The sequence below is a fragment of the Stutzerimonas stutzeri genome, assembly GCF_000219605.1.
GTDB lineage: Bacteria > Pseudomonadota > Gammaproteobacteria > Pseudomonadales > Pseudomonadaceae > Stutzerimonas > Stutzerimonas stutzeri.
Genome location: NC_015740.1, coordinates 3198289 through 3221885, shown reverse-complemented (window position 1 = coordinate 3221885; position 23597 = coordinate 3198289). Strand labels below are relative to the sequence as shown.

15 protein-coding genes are annotated in these 23597 nt (G+C 65.3%); 10 read left to right on the top strand and 5 right to left on the bottom strand.

Features of this window, described 5'->3' with window-relative positions; genetic code table 11:
* Window positions 1-2850 carry an RNA polymerase-associated protein RapA gene (rapA, locus tag PSTAB_RS14925; RefSeq protein WP_013983586.1) on the bottom strand — a complete coding sequence of 950 codons (2850 nt, stop codon included), beginning with the start codon at window positions 2848-2850 and terminating at the stop codon, window positions 1-3.
* A 149-nt stretch (window positions 2851-2999) separates the two neighbouring features.
* Between rapA and PSTAB_RS14920 the strand changes: the two genes are divergently transcribed.
* The 4 genes from PSTAB_RS14920 (at window position 3000) to ccoM (ending at window position 4441) form a co-directional block, all read left to right on the top strand.
* Window positions 3000-3296 carry a hypothetical protein gene (locus PSTAB_RS14920; RefSeq protein WP_013983585.1) on the top strand — a complete coding sequence of 99 codons (297 nt, stop codon included), beginning with the start codon at window positions 3000-3002 and terminating at the stop codon, window positions 3294-3296.
* A 1-nt stretch (window position 3297) separates the two neighbouring features.
* Complete coding sequence (locus tag PSTAB_RS14915) at window positions 3298-3921, top strand: alpha-ketoglutarate-dependent dioxygenase AlkB family protein (RefSeq protein ID WP_013983584.1); 624 nt, start codon at window positions 3298-3300, stop codon at window positions 3919-3921.
* On the top strand, window positions 3911-4072 hold the full coding sequence (locus PSTAB_RS21810) for a hypothetical protein (protein WP_011914067.1): 162 nt from the start codon (window positions 3911-3913) through the stop codon (window positions 4070-4072). The genes PSTAB_RS14915 and PSTAB_RS21810 overlap by 11 nt, the downstream gene beginning before the upstream one ends.
* A gap of 258 nt (window positions 4073-4330) precedes the next feature.
* Window positions 4331-4441 (top strand): cytochrome c oxidase subunit CcoM, encoded by a 111-nt coding sequence (gene ccoM, locus PSTAB_RS22110; RefSeq protein ID WP_011914065.1) that lies wholly within the window; start codon window positions 4331-4333, stop codon window positions 4439-4441.
* A gap of 68 nt (window positions 4442-4509) precedes the next feature.
* On the opposite strand, the gene pulA is transcribed toward ccoM, so the two are convergent.
* Both pulA and PSTAB_RS14900 read right to left on the bottom strand, forming a co-directional pair.
* Window positions 4510-7629 (bottom strand): pullulanase-type alpha-1,6-glucosidase, encoded by a 3120-nt coding sequence (pulA, locus tag PSTAB_RS14905; RefSeq protein WP_013983583.1) that lies wholly within the window; start codon window positions 7627-7629, stop codon window positions 4510-4512.
* A 238-nt stretch (window positions 7630-7867) separates the two neighbouring features.
* Complete coding sequence (locus tag PSTAB_RS14900) at window positions 7868-8338, bottom strand: MaoC family dehydratase (RefSeq protein WP_011914063.1); 471 nt, start codon at window positions 8336-8338, stop codon at window positions 7868-7870.
* Window positions 8339-8611: 273 nt separating this feature from the next.
* Between PSTAB_RS14900 and fadD2 the strand changes: the two genes are divergently transcribed.
* The 6 genes from fadD2 to rarD all read left to right on the top strand — a co-directional run bounded on the left by fadD2 (window position 8612) and on the right by rarD (window position 21031).
* Complete coding sequence (gene fadD2 / locus PSTAB_RS14895) at window positions 8612-10300, top strand: long-chain-fatty-acid--CoA ligase FadD2 (protein ID WP_013983581.1); 1689 nt, start codon at window positions 8612-8614, stop codon at window positions 10298-10300.
* A gap of 223 nt (window positions 10301-10523) precedes the next feature.
* On the top strand, window positions 10524-12215 hold the full coding sequence (fadD1, locus tag PSTAB_RS14890) for a long-chain-fatty-acid--CoA ligase FadD1 (protein ID WP_013983580.1): 1692 nt from the start codon (window positions 10524-10526) through the stop codon (window positions 12213-12215).
* Window positions 12216-12391: 176 nt separating this feature from the next.
* Complete coding sequence (locus PSTAB_RS14885; RefSeq protein ID WP_013983579.1) at window positions 12392-14077, top strand: methyl-accepting chemotaxis protein; 1686 nt, start codon at window positions 12392-12394, stop codon at window positions 14075-14077.
* 241 nt (window positions 14078-14318) lie between these two features.
* Window positions 14319-15923 carry a M28 family metallopeptidase gene (locus PSTAB_RS14880; RefSeq protein WP_013983578.1) on the top strand — a complete coding sequence of 535 codons (1605 nt, stop codon included), beginning with the start codon at window positions 14319-14321 and terminating at the stop codon, window positions 15921-15923.
* Between the two features lie 106 nt (window positions 15924-16029).
* Entirely contained in the window at window positions 16030-20106 is a 4077-nt protein-coding gene (hrpA, locus tag PSTAB_RS14875; RefSeq protein WP_013983577.1) for an ATP-dependent RNA helicase HrpA, read from the top strand.
* A gap of 31 nt (window positions 20107-20137) precedes the next feature.
* Window positions 20138-21031, top strand: a complete 894-nt coding sequence (rarD, locus tag PSTAB_RS14870; RefSeq protein ID WP_013983576.1) for an EamA family transporter RarD — start codon at window positions 20138-20140, stop codon at window positions 21029-21031.
* A gap of 105 nt (window positions 21032-21136) precedes the next feature.
* Here the strand turns inward: rarD and PSTAB_RS14865 are convergent, their stop codons facing one another.
* Together PSTAB_RS14865 and PSTAB_RS14860 are read right to left on the bottom strand one after the other, a co-directional pair.
* Entirely contained in the window at window positions 21137-21976 is an 840-nt protein-coding gene (locus PSTAB_RS14865; protein ID WP_011914054.1) for an FHA domain-containing protein, read from the bottom strand.
* A 57-nt stretch (window positions 21977-22033) separates the two neighbouring features.
* Window positions 22034-23590 carry a serine/threonine-protein kinase gene (locus tag PSTAB_RS14860; RefSeq protein ID WP_041771802.1) on the bottom strand — a complete coding sequence of 519 codons (1557 nt, stop codon included), beginning with the start codon at window positions 23588-23590 and terminating at the stop codon, window positions 22034-22036.
* Between the last annotated feature and the right edge of the window lie 7 nt (window positions 23591-23597).

Below are 23597 nucleotides of genomic sequence, written 5' to 3'. Positions count from 1 at the left end.
TTATCCGGCAACCAGTACGCGTATCGCTTCCAGGCGCAGGGCGGCCTTTTCCAGTGCCGCCAGACCGTCCTCGCGTTGCTGGCGCAGCGCTTCGATTTCGCTGTCACGCACGCTCGGATTGACGGCCTGCAGGGCCACCAGTCGGGCAAGCTCTTCGTCCAGCCCGGCCTTGAGCTTGCGCTGGGCTTCGGCGACGCGTTCGACATGGCGCGGCTTGATCTTGGCCTCGGCGGCGGCGATCTGCGTGGCCAGCACGTCGCGCTGGGCCTGGACGAACTTGTTGGCGCTGGCGCGTGGCACGCTTTCCAGCTGATCGTTGAGCGTGTCGAAGGCCACCTTGGCCGCCAGGTCGTTGCCGTTGCCGTCGAGCAGGCAGCGCAGCGCCAGCGGCGGCAGGAAGCGGCTCAGCTGCAGGGCGCGCGGCGCCACCACCTCGCTGACGAACAACAGTTCGAGCAGCACGGTACCCGGCTTGAGCGCCTTGTTCTTGATCAGCGCCACCGCGGTGTTGCCCATGGATCCGGACAGCACCAGGTCCATGCCGCCCTGCACCATGGGATGTTCCCAGGTGAGGAATTGCATGTCTTCGCGGGCCAGCGCCTGCTCGCGGTCGTAGGTGATGGTCACGGCCTCGTCGTCGCCCAGCGGGAAGCTGGCGTCCAGCATCTTTTCGCTGGGGCGCAGCACCAGGGCATTTTCCGAGTGGTCTTCACTGTCGATGCCGAACGCATCGAACAGCTGCTCCATGTAGATCGGCAGCGCGAACTGGTCGTCCTGCTCCTCGATGGCGTCCACCAGCGCCGTGCCCTGCTCGCCACCGCCGGAGTTGAGTTCCAGCAAACGGTCACGGCCGGCATGCAGCTCGGCTTCCAGGCGCTCACGCTCGGCGCGGGCTTCGTCGATCAGGCCCTGGAAGGTGTCGTCATCGCCATCTTCCAGCAGCGGCAGCAGGCGCGGGCCGAACTGATGTTGCAGGGCATTGCCGGTCGGGCAGGTGGCCAGGAAGGCGTTCAGCGCTTCGTGGTACCACTTGAACAGGCGCTCCTGCGGGCTGGTTTCCAGATAGGGCACGTGCAGCTGGATAGTGTGCTGCTGGCCGATACGGTCGAGGCGGCCGATGCGCTGCTCGAGCAGGTCAGGATGAGCCGGCAGATCGAACAGCACCAAATGGTGGCTGAACTGGAAGTTGCGGCCTTCGCTGCCGATTTCCGAGCAGATCAGCACCTGCGCGCCGAACTCCTCGTCGGCGAAGTAGGCCGCGGCGCGGTCGCGTTCGAGGATGCTCATGCCTTCGTGGAATACCGTGGCCGGGATGCCGGAGCGCACGCGCAGCGCGTCCTCCAGATCCAGCGCAGTCTCGGCATGGGCGCAGATGACCAGCACCTTGTACTTCTTCAGCATCTTCAGGGTGTCGATCAGCCACTCGACACGCGGGTCGAACTGCCACCAGCGATTCTGCTCGTCGGCCGGTTCCTGCTGACTCTGGAAGGCGACTTCCGGATACAGCTCGGCGTGCTCGCCCAGCGGCAGCTCCATGTATTCGGCGGGGCAGGGCAGCGGGTAGGGGTGCAGCTGGCGCTCGGGAAAGCCCTGCACGGCGGCGCGCGTATTGCGGAACAGCAGGCGGCCGGTGCCGTGACGGTCGAGCAGCTCGCGGATCAGCCGACTGCTGGCCTCGATATCGCCATCAGTGGCGGCGGCGAGCAGGGCTTCGCCTTCGGCGCCGAGGAAATCATGGATGGTCTGATGAGCCTGCTGCGAGAGACGACCCTCGTCGAGCAGTTCCTGCACGGCTTCGGCCACTGGCTGGTAGCTGGAGCTCTCGGCGCGGAAGGCGTCGAGGTCGTGAAAGCGATTCGGGTCGAGCAGGCGCAGACGGGCGAAGTGGCTGTCCAGGCCCAGCTGTTCCGGGGTCGCGGTCAGCAGCAGCACGCCGGGGATCACTTCCGCCAGCTGTTCGACCAGCCGGTATTCGGCGCTGGCACTTTCCGGGTGCCAGACCAGATGGTGCGCCTCGTCCACCACCAGCAGGTCCCAGCCGGCGGCGAAGGCGGCATCCTGGGCGCGCTCGTCTTCCTTCAGCCACTCCAGCGACACCAGCGCCAGTTGGGTGTCTTCGAACGGGTTGCTGGCATCGCTCTCGATGAAGCGCTCGGCATCGAACAGCGCAACTTCCAGATTGAAGCGGCGACGCATTTCCACCAGCCATTGGTGCTGGAGGTTTTCCGGAACCAGGATCAGCACCCGGCTGGCGCGGCCGGAGAGCAGCTGGCGATGGATGATCAGGCCGGCTTCGATGGTCTTGCCCAGGCCCACCTCGTCTGCCAGCAGCACGCGCGGGGCGATGCGGTCGGCGACCTCCTTGGCAATGTGCAGCTGGTGCGCGATGGGCTGTGCACGCACGCCACCCAGGCCCCACAGCGAGGACTGCAGCTGGGCACTCTGGTGCTGCAGGGTGTGATAGCGCAGGCTGAACCAGGCCAGCGGGTCGATCTGGCCGGCGAAGAGGCGGTCGCTGGCCAGGCGGAACTGGATGAAGTTCGACAGCTGGGTTTCCGGCAGGGTGCGGGCTTCGTTCTGCGCGGTCAGGCCGTGATAGACCAGCAGGCCTTCGACGTCATCGACCTCGCGCACGGTCATCTTCCAACCTTCGAAGTGGGTGATCTCGTCTCCCGGGACGAAGCGTACGCGGGTCAGTGGCGCACTGCGCGTCGCATACTGGCGGGTTTCGCCGGTCGCTGGGTAAAGCACGGTGAGCATCCGTCCATCCTGAGTGAGGATGGTTCCGAGGCCGAGTTCCGCCTCGCTGTCGCTGATCCAGCGTTGCCCCGGTAGATACTGCTGCGCCATGCTGCCTCCCGCTGTGAAAAAGCCGGCTATGGTAACGGAACGTCGCCGGGAGAGCGACGCCGATGGCGACTGCTCGACGCATGAAGTGTAGCGGTCCTGTTAAAGTTGACCGGTGCCGCGCCGACTCACAGGTAAGGAGGGCCATCAGCATGCTGCCACCCATTCCAACCGGCGTGATTCCGGTTGCCGCTCAGCAGGACGTGGTCAAGCCACGCCCCGAGGTGGCGCCGGTGACACCCGTACAGGCGAGCTCCGACGAAAGCGCCGTCACGCTCGACCGCCGGCATCCGCAGGAGAGCGCGGAAATGCTGCGCGACGAGCAACGGCGGCGGCAGCGTCGTGGCTATACCCCGGAGGAGCTGGCCAAGGGCGAGACCGACGAGCAGGATCAGGCCGCGCTCGAAGAACTGCCGCGCCAAGGGCTCTGGGTCAATGTCGAGGTCTGATGTGCCTGCGAGCGGCCCGCGCCATGTTCCATCGATCGAGCTGCCCGATGCAGCGCTGGACTACTCGGCGGACTGGCTCGACAGCGATACCGCCGATGCCTGGCTGCAGGAGCTGATCCTCGCCACGCCCTGGACGCAGCCGGAGATACGCCTCTACGGCCGCCAGGTCGCGGTACCGCGCCTGGTGGCCTGGTACGGTGATTCGCAGGCAGCGTATCGCTATTCCGGCCTGCAGCATGAGCCGCTGGCCTGGACGCCGCTGTTGCAGGGGGTCCGTCAGCGTCTGGAGCGCGAAACGGGGCACCGCTTCAATGGCGTGTTGCTCAACCTGTATCGCGACGGCGGCGATGCCATGGGCTGGCACAGTGACGACGAAGTCGAGCTGGGCCGCAATCCGGTCGTGGCATCGTTGAGCCTGGGAGCCGAGCGGCGCTTCGACCTGCGGCGCAAGGGCAGTGGACGGATTCAGCATTCGCTGCTTCTGGGACATGGTTCGTTGCTGGTCATGAGTGGCGCCACGCAGCATCATTGGCAACATCAGATCGCGCGGACCAGCAAGGTATCGCAGCCGCGTCTCAACCTGACCTTTCGCCTGATCCACCGAGACCAACCACATGAGCAGTGACGAGAACCTGATCGATTTCAGCGCCGAACGTGCCCGCCGCATTCACGACCTGAACGACAAGCGACTCGAGGAGATGCGCAAGACCTTCGAGCAGGTCCTGCCGCTTGGCAAGCCGAAGAAGAAGGGCAAGAAGCCCTCGAAGAAACGCTGAACGGCACCCACTCCCGCCTATCTCCGTTTCATACCGTTTCGTTATGAGTACCCAATGCCGCTATTCGCGCTTCATGCGCTCGGCGGCGGAATCGCCCCCGTTTCCTTCCTGATACCCCCGTTTTCTTGACCTGGATCAGTCGTTGCGCGCGACTGGGATCGGCATCTTGCGGCCATTGACGCGGGTCAATTTTTTCCCGGTCGCCCGGGTTTACCTTGAACCCATCGAACAGCGAATCAGGTTTCGGAGGTAGGTCTCATGTTTGTCGATAATGTGGTGCTCGCAGGGGTGGTCACGGTCGGCCTGATGGTCGCCTTCCTCGGAGGCTTCGGATATTTCATCTGGAAGGACGCGCACAAGAAGCGCTGAGTTCTTCCAGATTCAAAGAGCACGCAAGGCATTTAGGCGACCTATGGTCGCCTTTTTTTGCCCACGATTTATCGACGGGTCTGAGGTTGGCTGAACACGACTGTGGTGAACGCCGGTATCTCGAACTTCCCACCGGCTACCTCGGCCTGGCGGATGATCGGGTCGACGGAGTTCTTCAGTAGTGGATGCAACGCGTAGCCGTCCGCGCCCGGCAGGCGAACCCGCTTGTCCGAAGCATTGATTACCACCATCAGCGAGCTGTAGCGGCGGTCCAGGTCGCGGCCGTCACGCGGGCCATCGGCCAGGCTGAAAGCGATCACGCCAGGCTTCTGTTCGGGACCGGTGTTGTGAAACCGCAGACGCCGTTGCACCTCGCGGGCGCTGTCGAGCTGGAATAGCGCACTGTCGCTGCGAATTTTCAGCAGCTCCAGAAAGCGCCGCTTTGCGGTGACGATGTCGGCAGCGCCCGGTTCGGCCTGTGGGTCGACGATGATCCTGCGAATCAGCGGCCAGTTGTCGCCGTCCTTGTCGGCACGCGGCAAGCCCTTGTTCCAGTTGTTGTCCTGGTAGCCGAAATCCACCGCGTTGAACCAATCCCCCGAGTCGTAGCTGTCGCGCTGCATGGACTTTGAACGCAGGATGTCCGAGCCGAGATGGATGAACGGCACGCCCTGGCTGAACAGCGGCACCGACAGCGCCACCAGGTGCAGGCGGACCCGGTCGGCAACCGACAGGCTGCTGGCGAACTTGTACTGGTTGTTGTCCCACAGCGTCTGGTTATCGTGCTTGGAGACGTAATTGATCGTTTCCTGCGGGTCCAGCGTATAGCCGGCGGGCTGGCCGTTGTAGTCGATCTCGCTGCCCTTGCGTGTGCTGCCGTCGGCAGTGACGAACTGGAAATCACGCAGCCCGCCGGCGATGCCGACGCGGATCAGATCGGCGGCGTGCAGCAGCTGCGCTTTTTCCTGAGCCCCGGCGCCGCTCAGCTCGTTGGGTCTCAGGTAGAGCCCGTTGGCGAAGCCCTGGTTGCGGCGGATGCTGTCGCCACCATCGAAGGGGCTGCCGCCACGTACCGCATCCCGCTGCCGATCGTTGAAAGTACCGACACCGGTACCAGCCATGTTCAGCTGGTTGGCATTGATGCCGCGCGCATTGCCGGCGACCTCGCCGAATTCCCAGCCTTCACCGTAGAAATAGGTCTCGCGATCGATGCGGCGGACCGCGCGATACGCATCGACGATCTGCTCGCGCATGTGGTGACCCATGAGATCGAAGCGAAAACCGGCGATCTTATAGTCGCGGGCCCAGACCTTCAGCGAGTCGATCATCAGCTTGGCCATCATGCGGTGCTCGCTGGCGGTGTTCTCGCAGCAGGTCGAGGTTTCGACCGCGCCGGTGGTGGGGTTGCGGCGGTGGTAGTAACCGGGCACGACCTTGTCCAGAACCGATTTGTCAGCCAGGCCGGAGGCGTTGGTGTGGTTGTAGACCACGTCCATCACCGTGGCCAGGCCGTTGCCGGCCAAGGCCTGCACCATCTGGCGGAACTCGATGATGCGCTGCACGCCTTCGGCATCGCTGGCGTAGCTGCCCTCGGGCGCCGTGAAGTGGAAGGGGTCGTAGCCCCAGTTGAAGTCATCCAGCCCGCGCAGGTCGTTGTACAGTGACTGCGCCTGGCCGCTGGCCGGGTCGAAGCCCTGCAGCACCTGGCGGATGCTTGCCGCGCTGCAGTATTGCGCCCAGCGCTGGCGCGCCTGGTCCGAGAGGTCGCAGAGCTTGGCGAAGGGATCGTCGAGGTTGATTCGCCGCGCGGGGTCTTCGTCGATGGTCGCGATGTCGAACACCGGCAGCAGCTGGACGTGGGTGAGCCCGGCCTTCTGCAGGTCGCGCAGGTGCCGCATGCCGTTGCTCTCAGGTCGGGTAAACGCGGCGTAGGTGCCGCGTAGCGCGGCCGGCAGGCTGGCGTCGCTGGCGCTGAAATCGCGCAGGTGGGTTTCGTAGATCACGCTCGCTTCAGGGCGCTCCGGGCGTGGCGGACGCACCGCATCCCAGCCGGCGGGCTTGAGATCATCGGCATTCAGGTCGACCACCTGGGCGTACTGGCTGTTGCGTGACAGGCTCAGGGCGTAGGGGTCGCTGACCAGCGTCGTCTCGATCCTGCCGGTGCTGGGGCGGTAGGCGGTGACTTCGTACTGGTAGTACTGCCGATCCAGCGAACGCGGACCTTCCAGGCTCCAGACGCCGAGCCGCTCCCGCATAGGCTTGGGGTATCCCGGTAGCAGCCGTTTGGACGCATCGAACACATGCAGGCGAACCCGCTGTGCGGTCGGTGCCCAGAGCTTGAAGGACACACCTCTGCCATCGAGCGTTGCACCCAGCTCGCCGTTGTAGGCGAACAGCATGTCGAGGATGCCGGCGGTCTGCACTTCGGTGGCATCGATAACCCGGTCGTCCGCGTCATAGGCGACCACCACCAGTTGGCTCATCACGGCGCGACGCAGGGCATGTGCGCTGGCCTTGATCCGGTACGCCGGGGCATCGGCCAGATGCGGGTGCTGGCGCTTGAGGCCGTTGCGCAGGCTGGCCGTTTGCATCGCCAGCGCCTGCCCGCCGCTGACGGTACGCGCCTCGCTGTCGATGCGAATGCTGGCATCGTGGGCATAGCGCAGCTCGACGCGGCTGGCGCCCGGTGCGCCGCCCACCAGCGCAAGCGTGAACGGATCGAGCCAGTGCGCACGGGCGCCCTTGATCGCCACGGCGCTGCCGCTTATTGGCGTGCTGGACAATTGCGGGTTGCCGCTGACCGTGAAGACGCGACGGCCGAGTTCGTCGAAGCGCCAGACCAGGTCGGTACCGCCCAGATCCTTCTCGTCGCCCTTGTGCATGATCAGGTTCAGGCAGCTGGCGTCGGCGCTAAGTGGGATGCGGTAGAGCGCGCCATGCTCCGGGTCGGTCTCCGCCGCCGCGAGCGGTTGCGTCCAGCTGGTTTCGGTCGCACTGCCGCTGCAGTCGGCGGTGTTCCACAGGTGCGGGCCCCAGCCGTTGTAGTCGCCGTCGGCGCGTTGGTAGTAGAGCAGGGCCTCGTCCGCGCCAGGGTCGAGCGGAACAGCCGAAGCGGATGGCACGGCCAGCGGCAAGCCGCCGAGGAGCAGCGCCGCCAGGCGCCAGTGAGCGATCGAGCGAATGAGCATGGGTGAGGGTCCCGTTGTTGTTCTTTTTGTACTGCTCGCTGGATGGTCGACGCGCGTGATCGGATCGGCATCCTTCCGGCGGGAAGTGCACGGGGCGTAGCCAACGGCCGTAATAGCCTTGTGCCTGTCCCCCGTCTGGGGCCGGTTCCCTGCCGACAGGCGTGGTAGAAATGAAGAGGGCGCCGCTCGGGCGCCCTCTTCATTTGCCGTCGCCAACCGGTGGCGAACCTGGAAATGCTCAGCCGATGGAAATCGGCGGCAGCTCCTTCAGTTCGACGGTTTCCTGCTTGCGCGGGGCGAGCACTTCGGCTTCGCCGTCGACCACCAGTTCGTCGTTCTGGTTGAACACCCGGGTGGCGATGCGCACGCGGTTCTTTGGCAGCTTCTCGAGAATTTCCAGGCGCACGGTCAGCGTGTCGTTGATCTTCACCGGACGGGTGAACTTCATGGTCTGGCCCAGGTAGATGGTGCCTGGGCCAGGCATGGTGCAGGCGACCGCGGCGCTGATCAGCGCGCCGCTGAACATGCCATGGGCGATGCGCTCCTTGAACAGGGTACCGGCAGCGAACTCGGCATCCAGGTGCACCGGGTTGCGATCACCGGACATCGCGGCGAACAGCTGGATGTCCTTTTCCTCGACGTGTTTTTCGTAGCTCGCCTGCTGACCGACCTCCAGGTCGGCGTAAGGCGTGTTGCTGATCGTGCTCATGGATTGTCCTCAGGCTGGTCGGCGCACCGGATGCTGCGCCCGATGGATCGAAGCGGCTCGCGCGATCCGAACTGGCCGGTGCCGCGCGCTGGGGCTGCATTCTAGAGGCATGGGCTGCGCTTGTCCCGGCGCCGGACCGCGTGATGCCGTGATGAAAGATTCACAGCGGTGATTAATGCGGCTCGGGCTGTTGCGCCGCGACACCGACCTGCTAAGTTCGCCAGAGCCCGCTGTGCGTGGGCCAGACACTCTCAGGTAAAGAGGCCAATAACAATGCAGCCTGAATTCTGGAATGACAAACGCCCTGCCGGCGTGCCCAACGACATCGATCTCGCTGCCTATCGCTCGGTCGTGGAGGTGTTCGAGCGCGCCTGCAAGGCGCACGCCGACCGCCCGGCGTTCAGCAACATGGGCGTGACCCTCAGCTATTCCGATCTGGAACGTTACTCCGCCGCGTTCGCCGCCTGGCTGCAGCACCACACCGATCTGCAGCCCGGTGATCGCATCGCCATCCAGATGCCCAACCTGCTGCAGTACCCGGTCGCGGTGTTCGGCGCGCTGCGTGCGGGGCTCATCGTGGTCAACACCAACCCGTTGTATACCGCGCGGGAGATGCGCCACCAGTTTCAGGATTCCGGCGCGCGGGCGCTGGTGTACCTCAATACGTTCGGCAACCACGTGCAGGAGGTGCTGGCCGACACCGTCATCGAGCACCTGATCGAGGTGCAGATCGGCGACATGCTGCCGACGTTGCGCGGGGCGCTGGTCAATGCGGCGGTCAAGCATCTGAAGAAAATGGTGCCCGACTACAGCCTGCCGCAGGCCGTCGCCTTCAAGAACCTGCTGCGCGACGGCGCGCGCCACAGCCTGAAGCCGACGCCGCTCAGCCTGGATGACATCGCTGTGCTGCAGTACACCGGCGGCACCACGGGGGTGGCCAAGGGCGCCATGCTGACCCACGGCAACCTGGTGGCCAACATGCAGCAGGTGCGGGCCAACATGCAGCAGCTCGACGCCCAGGGTCACCCGGTTATCCGCGAAGGCCAGGAAGTGATGATCGCGCCACTGCCGCTGTATCACATCTATGCCTTCACGGTTAATTGCATGTGCATGATGGTCACCGGCAACCACAACGTGCTGATCACCAACCCGCGAGATATCAATGGCTTCGTCAAGGAGCTGCAGCGCTGGCAGTTCTCCGCCTTCCTCGGCCTCAACACCTTGTTCGTCGCGCTGATGGCCCATCCGCAGTTCAAGAAGGTCGATTTCTCCCGCCTCAAGGGCACCAATTCGGGCGGCACCGCGCTGGTTTCGGCGGTGGCCGAGCGCTGGAAGAACATGACCGGCTGCACCGTCGTCGAGGGCTACGGCCTGACCGAGACGTCGCCGGTGGTCTGCGCCAATCCTCACGGCGAGCATTCGCGGCTGGGTACCGTCGGCCTGCCGGTGCCCGGCACCACACTGAAAGTCATCGACGACGAGGGCAATGCCCTGCCGCTGGGCGAGCGCGGCGAGTTGTGCGTGAAGGGACCGCAGGTGATGAAGGGCTACTGGCAGCGCCCCGAGGCGACGGCGGAAGTGCTCGACGAAGAGGGCTGGCTGCGAACCGGTGACATCGCCGTGATCGACCAGGACGGTTTCGTCAGCATCGTCGACCGCAAGAAGGACCTGATCATCGTCTCGGGCTTCAATGTCTATCCCAACGAGATCGAGGACGTGGTGATGGCTCATCCCAAGGTAGCAGCCTGCGCCGCCATCGGCGTGGCGGACGAGAAATCCGGCGAGGCGGTCAAGTTGTTCGTCGTGCCGAGCGACCCGACGTTGACCCAGGACGAACTGCACGCCTACTGCCGGGAGAATTTCACCGGATACAAGATGCCGCGCCATTACGTGTTCCGCGATGCATTGCCCATGACACCGGTAGGCAAGATCCTGCGCCGGGAGCTGCGCGAAAGCGCCTGATGGCGCGAGCAGGGCGCCTGTCGCAGACAAGGAATGAAGTGACCGGGATATTTGTTCCGGTCACTTTATGTCGAAAGCCTCCTTCGCGGACCCTATTCGCTCCCCGGCAAAGCTGCTAACCTCGGGAACGCTTTTTGCCCGATCAGCGGTACAAAAGTTAACAAATCACAACAAAACAGCTGCCATCGCGCAGTGATAAAGCGGTTGCTTAGGAGTGGGGTTCATGACCGATAACTTCTGGAAGGATAAGTATCCTGTTGGGGTCGCCAGCGAGATCAATCCCGACGAGTACCAGAACATCCAGGCTGTGCTCAAACAGTCGTGCGAGCGCTTCGCGGACAAGCCGGCGTTCAGCAATCTCGGCAAGACCCTGACCTACGGTGAGCTGTACAAGCTGTCCGGCGATTTCGCCGCCTACCTGCAGCAGAACACCGATCTCCAGCCTGGCGACCGCATCGCGGTGCAGCTGCCCAACCTCATCCAGTATCCCATCGTGGTGTTCGGCGCCATGCGCGCCGGGCTCATCGTGGTCAACACCAACCCGCTGTACACCGCGCGGGAGATGGAACACCAGTTCAACGACGCCGGCGCCAAGGCGCTGGTCTGCCTGGCCAACATGGCGCACCTGGCCGAGGAAGTGCTGCCCAAGACCGGCATCAAGCACGTCGTCATCACCGAAGTCGCCGACATGCTGCCGCCGCTCAAGCGCATGCTGATCAACGCGGTGGTCAAGCACGTGAAGAAGATGGTGCCGGCCTACAGCTTGCCGAAAGCGGTGAAGCTCAACGATGCCCTGGCGCTGGGCCGCGGCAAGGCGGTGCGCGAAGCGTCGCCCATGAGCGAAGACGTGGCCGTGCTGCAGTACACCGGCGGCACCACCGGGGTGGCCAAGGGCGCCATGCTCACGCACCGCAACCTCGTCGCCAACATGTTGCAGTGCAAGGCGCTGATGGGTTCGAACCTCAATGACGGCAGCGAAGTGCTGATCGCGCCGTTGCCGCTCTACCACATCTACGCCTTCACCTTTCACTGCATGGCGATGATGCTCAGCGGCAACCACAACATCCTGATCTCCAATCCGCGCGACCTGCCGGCGATGATCAAGGACCTGTCGAAGTATCGCTTCAGCGGCTTCGTCGGCCTCAACACGCTGTTCGTGGCGCTGTGCAACAGCGAAGACTTCCGCAAGCTGGATTTCTCCGCGCTCAAGGTCACCCTGTCGGGCGGCATGGCGCTGCAGCTGGCCACGGCCGAGCGCTGGAAGCAGGTGACGGGTTGCCCCATCTGCGAAGGCTACGGCCTGACCGAAACCAGCCCGGTGGCCTCGGTCAATCCGATCGAGCACATCCAGATCGGCACCATCGGCATTCCGGTTCCTTCGACGCAGTTCAAGGTCATCAATGACGATGGCCAGGATCTGGCGCAAGGCGAGATCGGCGAGCTGTGCATCAAGGGCCCGCAGGTGATGAAGGGTTACTGGCAACGGCCGGAAGCCACCGCCGAGGTGATGGATGCCGAAGGCTTCTTCAAGACCGGTGATATCGGCGTGATTCAGGAAGACGGCTACATCCGCATCGTCGACCGCAAGAAGGACATGATCCTGGTGTCCGGCTTCAACGTGTATCCCAACGAGCTGGAAGATGTGCTGGCCAGCCTGCCGGGCGTGTTGCAGTGCGCCGCCATCGGCGTGCCGGACGAGAAGTCCGGTGAGGCGATCAAGCTGTTCGTGGTGGTCAAGCCGGGCGAGAGCCTGACCAAGGAGCAGGTCATGCAGCACATGCACGACAACCTGACCGGCTACAAGCGGCCGCGCTATGTGGAGTTCCGCGAAAGCCTGCCGACCACCAACGTCGGCAAGATCCTGCGTCGCGAGCTGCGCGACGAGGAGCTGCGCAAGCTGGGCCACAAGAAGTAAGCGCGCAGCGCCTACAAGAAACCCCGCCTCGGCGGGGTTTTTTTCGTTTATGCGAACGGCGTTCGTCGGCAGCAGCGGCCGTTCCCTTGAATTGGCATTTAGTCGCGTTCTTCTAGGCATGTAGTCGGTGGCACAATGGCACTACTTAACCGTGCTTTTTATATGGGTTTGCCGTCATGCTGTCCTCCTTACGTCTGCGGGCGAAGCTGCTCCTGCTTGCGCTTGGCCCGATTCTGTTGCTGACCCTGATACTCAGCGGGGTCTCGGTGCTACAGCTGCAGGATCTGGCCGACCAGCAGGAAGCGCAGACCCGCGCCAATCTGATTCGCGACCGCCGTGCCGAGCTCAAGCACTACGTCGAGCTGGCGCGCAACGCCATCGGGCCGATCTACGAACGCTCTGCCGAGGGCGACCTGCAGGCGCGCGACCAGGCGGTCGCCGTGTTTGAGCGGCTGAGCTATGGCAGCGAAGGCTATTTCTGGGGCTACGATGGTCAGTCACGCCGAGTGTTCCAGGGGGCCACGCGCGAGCGCATCGGCGAAAGCTTCGCGGATTACCGTGACCCGAACGGCGTCTACGCCATTCGCGAGCTCGTCAAGGCCGGGCAGGACGGCAGCCATTTCGTCGACTACAGCTTCGCCGTGCCGGGCAGCGATGCGCTGGTACCCAAGGTGGGCTATGCGGAGCATCTGCCCAAGTGGAACCTGGTGTTCGGTACCTCGCTGAACCTGGATGACGTCGAGCGTGACGTGGTCGAAGCCCGCGCTGTGTTTCAGGCGCGTATCGACGGCCTGACCATGATCATGCTCGTCGCAGCGGCGCTGCTGCTGATCCTGATGGCCGGCCTCGCCGTACTGATGAGCAACGCCCTGCTCAGCCCGCTGCTGCTGATCAAGCGCAACCTGGATGACATGGCCCAGGGTGACGGCGACCTGACCCAGCGCCTGCCGATCACCAGTCAGGACGAGCTGGGCGAGCTGGCCACCTCGTTCAATCGTTTCGTCGAGAAGATCCATTCGCTGGTACAGCAGGTCGCCGGCACCACCACCCAGCTGACCGGTCTGGTCGGTGCAGTGGCCAGCCAGGCGCAGCGCTCGGAGCAGGCCATGGCCGACCAGCGCAGCGAAACCGATCAGGTCGCCACGGCGATCAACGAGATGTCCGCCGCCGCCCACGAAGTGGCGATGAGCGCCCAGCGTGCGGCCGAGGCGGCGCGCGAGACCGATCAGCAGGGGGTTGCCGCCAAGCAGGTGGTGGACCAGAGCATTCGCCAGATCCACGAGCTGGTGGGCGAGCTGCGCGGCAGCGGCGAGTCCCTGGAAGGTCTGCAGCAGGACGTGAAAGGCATCGTCGGCGTGCTCGACGTGATCCGCGCCATTGCCGAGCAGACCAACCTGCTAGCGCTCAATGCGGCCATCGAGGCGGCCCGTGCAGGCGAGGCCGGGCGCGGCTTCGCCGTGGTCGCCGACGAAGTTCGCGCGCTGGCCAGCCGCACCCAGCAGAGTACCGGCGAGATTCAGGGCATGATCGATCGGCTGCGCAACGCCACGTCCCACACCGTAGGCACCATGCTGCGTGCCGGCGAGAAAGGCGAGAGCACGCGCGAGCATGCCAATCACGCCGGTGAGTCGCTGGATGCGATCTCCGCGCTGATCGGCACCATCAATTCGATGAACGCACAGATCGCCGCCGCCGCCGAGGAGCAGACCGCAGTGGCCGAGGAGATCAACCGCAGCGTGCACCACATCGCCGATGCGGTGGACGGTGTGGCCAGCGACGCCGCTCAGGGCGCGCAGACCTCCCGCGAGCTCAACGGCCTGGCTGAGCGCCTGCAAAAGCTGGTGGGTCAGTTCCGCATCTGACCCAGCCAGGCGGCAGGCGCAATGCCTGCCGCCAAGGCGCGGCGTTCGTTGCCGAACGCCTTGGATCTTCAGCGAAGTTCCTTCATCCCGATCAGCGGTAGTACCGGCGGGCGGTTGCGCCAGAACGAGACGGTGGCCGTCCGGTCTAGCTCCCTATGGCCGCGTCCGCTGATTGCCGTAGGGGACGATGGCGCAAGCCATGCGGCCTGCCCATCAATCTCGTTGCAAGGATGAGTTACCCATGCACAAGAAAAACAATGCTGTTCGGGTAGTTGCTTCTCTCGCATTGATCGTCAGCAGCGCCGCATTTGCCGCGCCGAAGGCCGATACCGCTCAATTCAACGACTTCTGGACGCCGGCCAAGCCGAATGCGGCGCTGTGCCGATCGCCCTTGCTGGTTGGCACGCCGATCGGCCTGCCGCGCTGCATGCAGGCGAGCAACGTCATGAAGCACCTGGAAGCGCTGCAGGATATCGCCACGCTCAATGGAGGCAATCGCGCCTCCGGCCAGCCGGGCTACCAGGCCTCCCTCGACTATGTGCGCAGCCGGCTGCAGCGCGCCGGCTATCGCGTCGAGGTGCAAACCTTTCCCTTCCTCGCGTTCTATCCGGCCAATCCCGGCACGCTGAGCGCCGTGGCGCCACAGACGGTGCAGTACGTCTGGGAGGAAGATTTCACCTATGCCGACCAGACCGATCCGGGTAACGTCACCGCACCGGTGGTGCCGGTGGACCTGGCGCTCGGTGCCGGCAACACCTCTACCAGCGGCTGTGAACCGGAGGACTTCGCCGGCTTCCCGGCCGGTGCCATCGCGCTGATGCAGCGCGGCAGCTGTGCGTTCGGGCAGAAGGCGACGAATGCCGCGGCTGCCGGTGCGGCCGGGGCCATCATCTTCAACCAGGGCGACACCGAGGACCGCAAGGGCCTGCTGGTCGCCACCCTGGGCGAGGACTATGCGGGCGGCATTCCGGTGCTGTTCTCGACCTACGACAACGGCGTGGCCTGGTCGCAGACCGCGGGTCTGCAGCTGAGCATGAACGTCGATGTGGTGCGCGAACAGACCGAGACCTACAACCTGCTGGCCGAAACACGGCGGGGTGATCCGAGCAATGTGGTGATGGTCGGTGCGCATCTGGATTCGGTGTTCGAAGGCGCGGGCATCAACGACAACGGTTCCGGCAGTGCGGCGCTGCTAGAGATGGCGCTGCTGATGAGCAAGGCGCGGCCGGAGAACAAGGTTCGCTTCGCCTGGTGGGGCGCGGAGGAGTCTGGGCTGGTGGGCTCGACCTACTACGTCAACCAGCTGCCGGACGAACAGAAGCAGCGCATCAAGGCCTACCTGAACGTCGACATGATCGGCTCGCCGAACTACGCCAACTTCATCTATGACGGCGACGGCTCGGATTTCGGCCTGCAGGGCCCGCCCGGCTCGGCCGCCATCGAACGCCTGCTGCGCACCTACTTCCAGCTGCGCAACGCGCCGTCGGAAGGCACCGAGATCGACTTCCGCTCCGACTACGCACAGTTCTTCGAGGACGGCATTGCCTTCGGCGGGCTGTTCACCGGCGCCGAGGACATCAAGACCGAGGAGCAGGCGCAGCGTTACGGAGGCGCAGCCGGCCAGTCGTTCGATCCGTGCTATCACAACGAGTGCGACGACCTCGGCAACATCTCGATTGAGGCGCTGGAGTTGCACGGCGATGCGCTGGCCTTCGCCACCAGCTGGCTGTCGCTGTCGACCAAGATGATCGATGACGAGATCGCCGCAGCGGCCGAGCAGAGCATCGGCACCATGCGCATCCAGCAGGTGCAGGAGAAGTCGCGCTGGGGTCACTGGATCCGTTGATCGCCTGAATACCGCGCCGGTTCGCCGGCGCGGTCCCCCTTTTCCTACGGTCGGCCCGGCAAATCTGCGACAATCGCGCCCTTCACGAAATTGCCCACGGCTGTCCATGACCGACGCAACGCCCGCTATCGATACCCTGCTGAAGAACCTTGACCAGGCCCTGTTCGCGGATCGCCACCGCCTGCGTCGTCAGCTGCACGAGCTGAGAAAGCAACCGGACGAGGCCAGGCTCGCCCAGTGGCTGGAGCGCTTCCAGGCGTCCGCCGCCAAGGTCGAGGCGCGCCGGCAAAGCGTGCCGCGCATCCGCTACGACGACAGCCTGCCGATCGCCGCCAAGCGCGACGAGATCAAGGCCGCGCTGGAAAAGCATCAGGTGCTGGTGATCGCCGGTGAGACCGGCTCGGGGAAGACCACCCAGCTGCCGAAGATCTGTCTGGAGATCGGCCGGGGCGTACACGGGCTGATCGGCCATACCCAACCGCGGCGCCTGGCCGCGCGCAGCGTCGCCACCCGCGTCGCCGAGGAGCTCGGCGCGCCGCTGGGCGAGTTGGTGGGCTATCAGGTGCGCTTCGAGGACCAGAGTACCGAGCGCACGCTGATCAAGCTGATGACCGACGGCATCCTGCTGGCGGAGACGCAGCACGATCGCTTTCTGGAGAAGTACGACACGATCATCGTCGACGAGGCCCATGAGCGTTCGCTGAATATCGACTTCCTGCTGGGCTTCCTCAAGACGCTGCTGCCGCGGCGGCCGGATCTGAAGGTGATCATCACCTCGGCGACCATCGACCTGGAGCGCTTTTCCGAGCACTTCGACGGTGCACCCATCGTCGAGGTGTCCGGGCGTACCTACCCGGTGGAAACCTGGTATCGCCCGCTGGCTGCCGAGATCGACGAGGACGGCAACCGCGTCGAGGACGACCTCACCGTCGACCAGGGCATCCTCGCTGCACTGGACGAGATTGCCGCTCACGAGCGCAGCGTTGGCCAGCGCCCCGGCGACGTGCTGGTGTTCCTGCCCGGCGAACGCGAGATTCGCGACGCCGCCGAGGTGTTGCGCAAGGCCAATCTGAAGTTCACCGAGGTGCTGCCGCTGTATGCGCGCCTGACGCCGGCCGAGCAGCAGAAAATCTTCCAGCCGCGCCCGGGGCGCAAGATCGTGCTGGCCACCAACGTCGCCGAGACTTCGCTGACCGTACCGGGCATCCGCTACGTGATCGATTCCGGCACCGCCCGCATCAGCCGCTACAGTTACCGCGCCAAGGTTCAGCGCCTGCCGATCGAGGCGGTGTCACAGGCCAGCGCCAACCAGCGCAAGGGGCGCTGCGGACGGGTCGAGCCGGGTATCTGCATTCGGCTTTACAGCGAGGAAGACTTCCTCGGCCGGCCGGAATTCACCGATCCGGAGATCCTGCGCACCAACCTCGCCGCGGTGATCCTGCAGATGCTGCATCTGCGCCTGGGCGACATCCAGGATTTCCCCTTTATCGAGCCGCCGGATGGCAAGGCCATCAGCGACGGCTTCAACCTGTTGCAGGAACTCTCGGCGGTCAATCGCGAAAACCAGCTGACCCCAATGGGTCGCCAGCTGGCGCGCCTGCCGATTGACCCGCGCTTGGGCCGCATGCTGCTCGAGGCCGCACAGCAGGGCAGCCTCGCCGAGGTGCTGATCGTCGCCAGCGCGCTGTCGGTGCAGGATGTGCGCGAGCGCCCGGCCGACCGTCAGCAGGCAGCCGACCAGGCTCATGCGCAGTGGAAGGACCCGGATTCGGACTTCGCCGCGCTGATCAATCTCTGGCGCGGTTTCGAGGAGAAGCGCCAGGAGCTGGGCTCCAACCCATTGCGCAGCTGGTGCCGGAAGAACTTCCTCAACTATCTGCGTCTTCGCGAGTGGCGCGATGCCCATCGCCAGCTGACGCTGATCGCCCGCGAACTCAAGCTCGGTGCCCCGGCGGACAGTCGCGGCCAAGGTCGTCCCCAGAAGGGCGAACCCCGTGGCAGCGCTCTCGACCGCGGAAAGACCGCAGCAGCGCCATCGGCCGAGGCCCCCGCACCGACCAAGGACAACAAGGTCAACGCCATCGTCCGCCAGCAGGTCGAAGCCAGCGAGGCCGCGCAGAAGGCCAAGAGCTATGCCGCCGTGCACAAGGCCATCCTCGCCGGCCTGCTCAGCCAGATCGGCAACAAGACCGAGGAGGGTGACTTCCTCGGCGCGCGCCAGCGGCGCTTCTGGGTGCATCCCGGAAGCAGCATCGGACGCAAGAAGCCCAACTGGCTGATGGCCGCGGAACTCGTGGAAACCACCAAGCTGTTCGCGCGCATGGTCGCCAAGATCGAACCGGAGTGGATCGAGCCGCTGGCCGGCCACCTGGTCAAGAAGAACCACTTCGAGCCGCACTGGGAGAAGAAGCGCGGCCAGGTGGTGGCCTACGAACAGGTGACGCTCTACGGGCTGATCGTGGTCGGCCGCCGCCCGGTGCACTACGGGCCCATCGACCCTCCGGCGGCGCGCGAGCTGTTCATCCGCGAAGGCCTGGTGCGTGGCGAGATCAACAGCCGTGCCCGCGCGTTGACAGCCAACCGCGAGCTGCTCGAGCGCATGGACGAGCTGGAGGCCAAGGTGCGGCGCCGCGACATCCTCGCCGACGAGGAAACCCTGTTCGGTTACTACGATGCGCGCCTGCCAGCGGACATCTACCAGACCGCCAGCTTCGAGAACTGGTACAAGCGCGAGAGCCAGAAGAACCCACACCTCCTGATCATGCGCGAGGAGGACGTGCTCGCCCGGGAGGCCAGCGAGGTCACCGCCGCGCAGTATCCGGACCACCTGCGCATCGGCGAGCTGCAGTTGCCGCTGGAATACCACTTCGAACCCAACCACCCGCGCGACGGCGTAACCCTGCGCGTGCCGGCGCCGCTGTTGCCGCAATTGCGGCGCGAACGGCTCGATTGGCTCGTGCCCGGGCTGATCGAGGCGAAGGCGGTCGCACTGGTGCGCGGCCTGCCCAAGGCGATCCGCAAGAACTTCGTGCCGGTGCCGGACTTCGTCGGCGCGGCGCTGGCCAAGATCACCTTCGGCGAGGGGGCGCTATCCGAGGCGCTGGGTCGTGAACTCACCCGCATGACCGGCGCCCGAGTGCCGGATGAGGCATGGGCCGAGGCCGCCGCCGGGCTGGAGAACCACCTGAAGATGAACATCGAGGTGGTCGATGCGCGCGGCAAGTTTCTCGGTGAAGGACGTGACCTGGCTGAACTCACGGCACGCTTCGCCGAGGCCAGCCAGGCGGCCCTGGCGCCGCCCCAGCAGAAGGCCGAGCAGAAGCCGGTCGAGGCCAAGGGTTTTGCCCAGGTCGCGGAAAAGGCTCAGGCAAAGATGGCCGGCTTGTCGATGACGGTCTATCCGGCGCTGGTGGAAGAGGCTGGGGTGGTCAAGGAAGGGCGCTTCTCGATCCAGGCCGAGGCCGAGTGGCAGCACCGTCGCGCCCTGCAGCGCCTCTTGCTGCAGCAGCTGGCGGAGCCAGCCAAGTACCTGCGCAACAGGCTGCCGGGTCTTACCGAGCTCGGCCTGCTCTACCGTGACATGGGCAAGGTCGATGCGCTGGTCGAGGACATCCTGCTGGCCAGCCTGGACAGCTGCATTCTCGACGGCGAGGCCGCGCTGCCGCGTGACGGTGCGGCGCTGGCGTCACTGGCCGAGCGCAAGCGTGGCGACTGGACCGCCCACGCCGAGCGCCTGGCGCGGCTGACGCTGGAAATCCTCAAGCACTGGCACGGCCTGCAGAAGCGCTTCAAGGGCAAGATCGATCTGGCCCAGGCGGTGGCGCTCAACGACATCAAGGCGCAGCTCGCCCATCTGGTCTATCCGGGCTTCGTCCGTGAGACGCCGGCCGAGTGGCTGAAGGAGTACCCCCGTTACCTCAAGGCCGTCGAGCAGCGCTTCGACAAGATTGGCGCGCAGTTGCAGCGCGACCGGGTCTGGTCCGGCGAACTGGGCGGCTACTGGGAGCAATACCAGGCGCGGCTGAACAAGCACCAGCAGGAAGGCAAGCGCGATCCGCAGCTGGCGCTCTATCGCTGGATGCTCGAGGAATATCGCGTCTCGCTCTGGGCACAGCAGCTGGGCACGAAGGTGCCGGTATCCGACAAGCGCCTGAACAAGCAATGGAGCCAGGTCGAGCCCTGAGTTCGGGGTGGCCTTTCATCTGGATCGAGCCATGTACAGCCACAACAGCCTGCCGGGCGTGGCCAGTTCGCTCGGCGCCTCGGCGCTGTTCGCCACGCTGTACTACTACACCACGCTGCTCGAGCCGCTGGACGGCCAGCAGGTCTACGGCTGGCGGATCCTGCTGACCGCACCCTGTCTGGCACTGCTGCTGATCGCCATCGGTCGCTGGGGCGAGGTACGGCAGATTCTTGCGCGCTTGCCCGCCGAGCCGCGGCTGTGGCTGGCGCTGCCATTGTCTTCCGCGCTGGTCGGGCTGCAGCTGTGGCTGTTCATGTGGGCGCCCATCAACGGTCACGGGCTGGATGTCTCGCTGGGCTACTTCCTGCTACCGCTGACCCTGGTGCTCACCGGGCGGCTGCTGTTCGGCGAGGCCATCAGCCGGCTGCAGGGCCTGGCCTGCCTGCTCGCCGCGATCGGAGTCGGCAACGAAATGCTGGGCGCCGCGTCGCTGTCCTGGCCGGTACTGGCGGTCGCTCTCGGCTATCCGTGCTACTTCGCGCTGCGCCGCAGGATGGGCACCGCCAATCTTGGCGGTCTCTGGCTGGACCTGGTGATCAGCCTGCCCGTCGCCGCATTGTTCGCCGTCTCCGACCGCGACACCTTGCAGCTGCTGACGGCCAGCCCGCGGCTGCTGGTGCTGATCGCCGGCCTCGGTGCGCTCAGCGCCTTGGCCCTGGCGCTGATGATTGTCGCCGGCAAACACCTGAACCTGACCCTGTTCGGCCTGCTCAGCTATGTCGAGCCAGTATTGCTGGTGGTGGTGGCCCTGCTGCTCGGAGAAAGCATCGCTGCGTCGCAATGGCTGACCTACGGCGCAATCTGGTCGGCCATCGCCGTGCTGGTGCTGGAAGGCGCGCGGGCATTGCGGCGTGCCCGCAGGTAGCGCCGGTGCGCTACGCCAAGCCGGGAGCAGTGGCTGCGAGCTGACCGGGCGCAGGGCGGAAAAGCTGCGTAGCGGTTTGCACCGGGCCTGGCTTGCGGGCGGTCGTTAGACGAGCTGCTGCACCGCCAGCCCGGCGACCACTGCCAGCGCCAGCGCGCCTACCAGCCAGATCAGGCGGTTCGATCTGCGAGGGCTTTCGGCGGCTGTGGTCGTGGTCGCCGCCGCGACATGCAGCGGGTTCGGCGTAGCCGGACGCGGGCGCGCGGGCTTGGGCTGAGGCGCGGGCAGATCGGCGGCGCGAACGAACACCGTGGCGTCCTCGTCGACGACTTCCGGCGCACTGACTTTGGGCCCGATCACCAGCAGGGTGGTGTTGCCCAGCTGAATCTGATCGCCCGGCTGCAGCACCGCGGTGCTGACCTTCTGCCGGTTGACCAGCACGCCGTTGGCCGAGGCGAGGTCCTTCACCTCCAGCACGTCGCCCTTGAGAAAGAATTCGGCATGGCGGCGCGACAGCTCGGCATCGCTGAAGCAGAGCTCGCACTTCACCGAGCGGCCGAAGGTCATGGAACCGGTGATGTGATACTTGTGCCCCTGGTTCTCGCCCTTCACCACCTGCAACAGCCAGCGCGGTGCCGCGGCCACCTTGGCGCCGACCTTGGCCGGATCGACGATCTGCAGCTCGAGCGTGCCCAGCCGGAGGCGGTCGCCGGAGCGGATCTGGTAGCGCTCGCCGACCTTCTCGTCGTTGACATAGGTGCCGCCGGCAGTTCCCAGGTCGGTGAGGTAGTAGAAGCGGTTTTCCAGCAGCAGTTCGGCATGGAACGGTTCTATCCCGGCATCGCTCACGACCAGTTTGTTGCTGCGGTCGGAGCCGAGGGTGAAACGTTCATCGGCCAGCCAGACGGGGCTCTGGCGATTGTCAACGAAATGAATCCTGAGCATGTCTGAACAACCCTGAGCAGAGTGGCGATCGGGCCCGGACCGGGCAATCGCCTGTGTTTATTGGTTGAAGATCCGGTTCCACAGGCGCTTGACCGGGTTGGCCGGCGCCTGGGACGTCTGGGTGGTGGCTGGCGTGGTGCGTGGCGCGCTGGCTGCGGTGCGCGCTACCGGACGCGGTGCGCGGGCCTTGGCGACCCGTCGCGCATGGGCGTCGTGCAGCGCGAGCAGCGGCGCGTATTGCGGCGCGGCCTCCAGACCCTGCTGGATGTATTCCAGTGCCAGGGCGTACTCGCGCCGGTCATAGGCCGCTTCGGCAAGCTCGACATAGCGTTCGCTGACGCGCGTCAGCCCGTCCAGCGCGGCCTGGTTGTCCGGCAGCCAGCCCAGCACGCGCTGGTAGTAATGCACGGCGCTGTCTTCGGCCGGCTCCAGCAGCTGATCGCTGGCCAGCCGCTGCGCCGCCAGCTCCAGGGCTTCGGCGATGCGTGCATCGAGCACGCGGCGCAGGCCATCGAGTGCTTCGGTGTTGTCGGCATCCAGGCGCAGGGCCTGACGGAAATAGAAGTCGGCGTTATCGAGCGCCGGCGTGGTCAGCTGACCGGCGGCCAGCCGCGTCTCGGCGCGGCCGAGCAGGTCGCTGATACGGTTGTACTGCCACCACTGGTAACCGCCGAACCCCAGAACGGCCACCGTGGCCACCATGGCGGCGCCGATCGCCGCCCAGCGGCCGAGGCCGCGCCCGCGACGCCGGCGACGGCGGCTGGGCTTGGCTTCGAGGGTGATCGCCGGCGCGATGCGCGTCTGGTCCATGTCCGGCTCGGTGAGGGTGTCGATAGCGGCCAGCAGTTCGCGACAGCTGGCGAAGCGCTCGTCCGGTTGCTTGGCCAGCATGCGGTCGAGCAGAGGCTGGTAGGGCGCCAGCGCCGGTGGCAACTGCGGCAGTGGCATCTGCACGTGGTTGAGCACGGTTTGCGGATAGCTGCTGGCGCGAAACGGGTTGGTCCCGGTGAGCATCTCGGCAAGGATAACGCCGAGGCTGTAAATGTCGCTGCGGGCGTCCAGTGGCTGGCACTGGGCCTGTTCCGGGCTGCTGTAGGCCGGGCTGCCGACGGCGATACCGAAATGCGTGAGCTCGTTGTCCAGTTCCACCGCCTTGGCCACACCGAAGTCGGTGAGCACCACGCTGCCATCGTCGCGAAAGAGGATGTTGGCCGGCTTCACGTCGCGGTGGACCAGCCCGCCGTCATGCACCACCGCGAGGCCGCCGGCCAGCTGGCGAATGATGTCCAGAGCCCGCGACGGCGAGAAAACGATGCCGCGATGCTGCGCCAGGTCGCCGCCGCCGAGGTATTCCATGGCCAGGTAATGGCGGCCATCGGCGATCTGGCCGATGTCGTGGATGGTGATGATGGCCGGATGGCGCAGCGAGGCGACGATGTGGCCTTCCTGGATGAAGCGTTCGGTAAAGGCCGCATCCTCGGTGCGCAGCAGCACCTTGACTGCCACCTCGCGATCCAGGGACAGCTGGGTGGCGAGGTAGACCTCCGCCATGCCGCCCTTGCCGAGTCGTTTGTGCAGGCGATAGCCGGGAATTTCTAGCATCCGATGCGTCATGGATAAG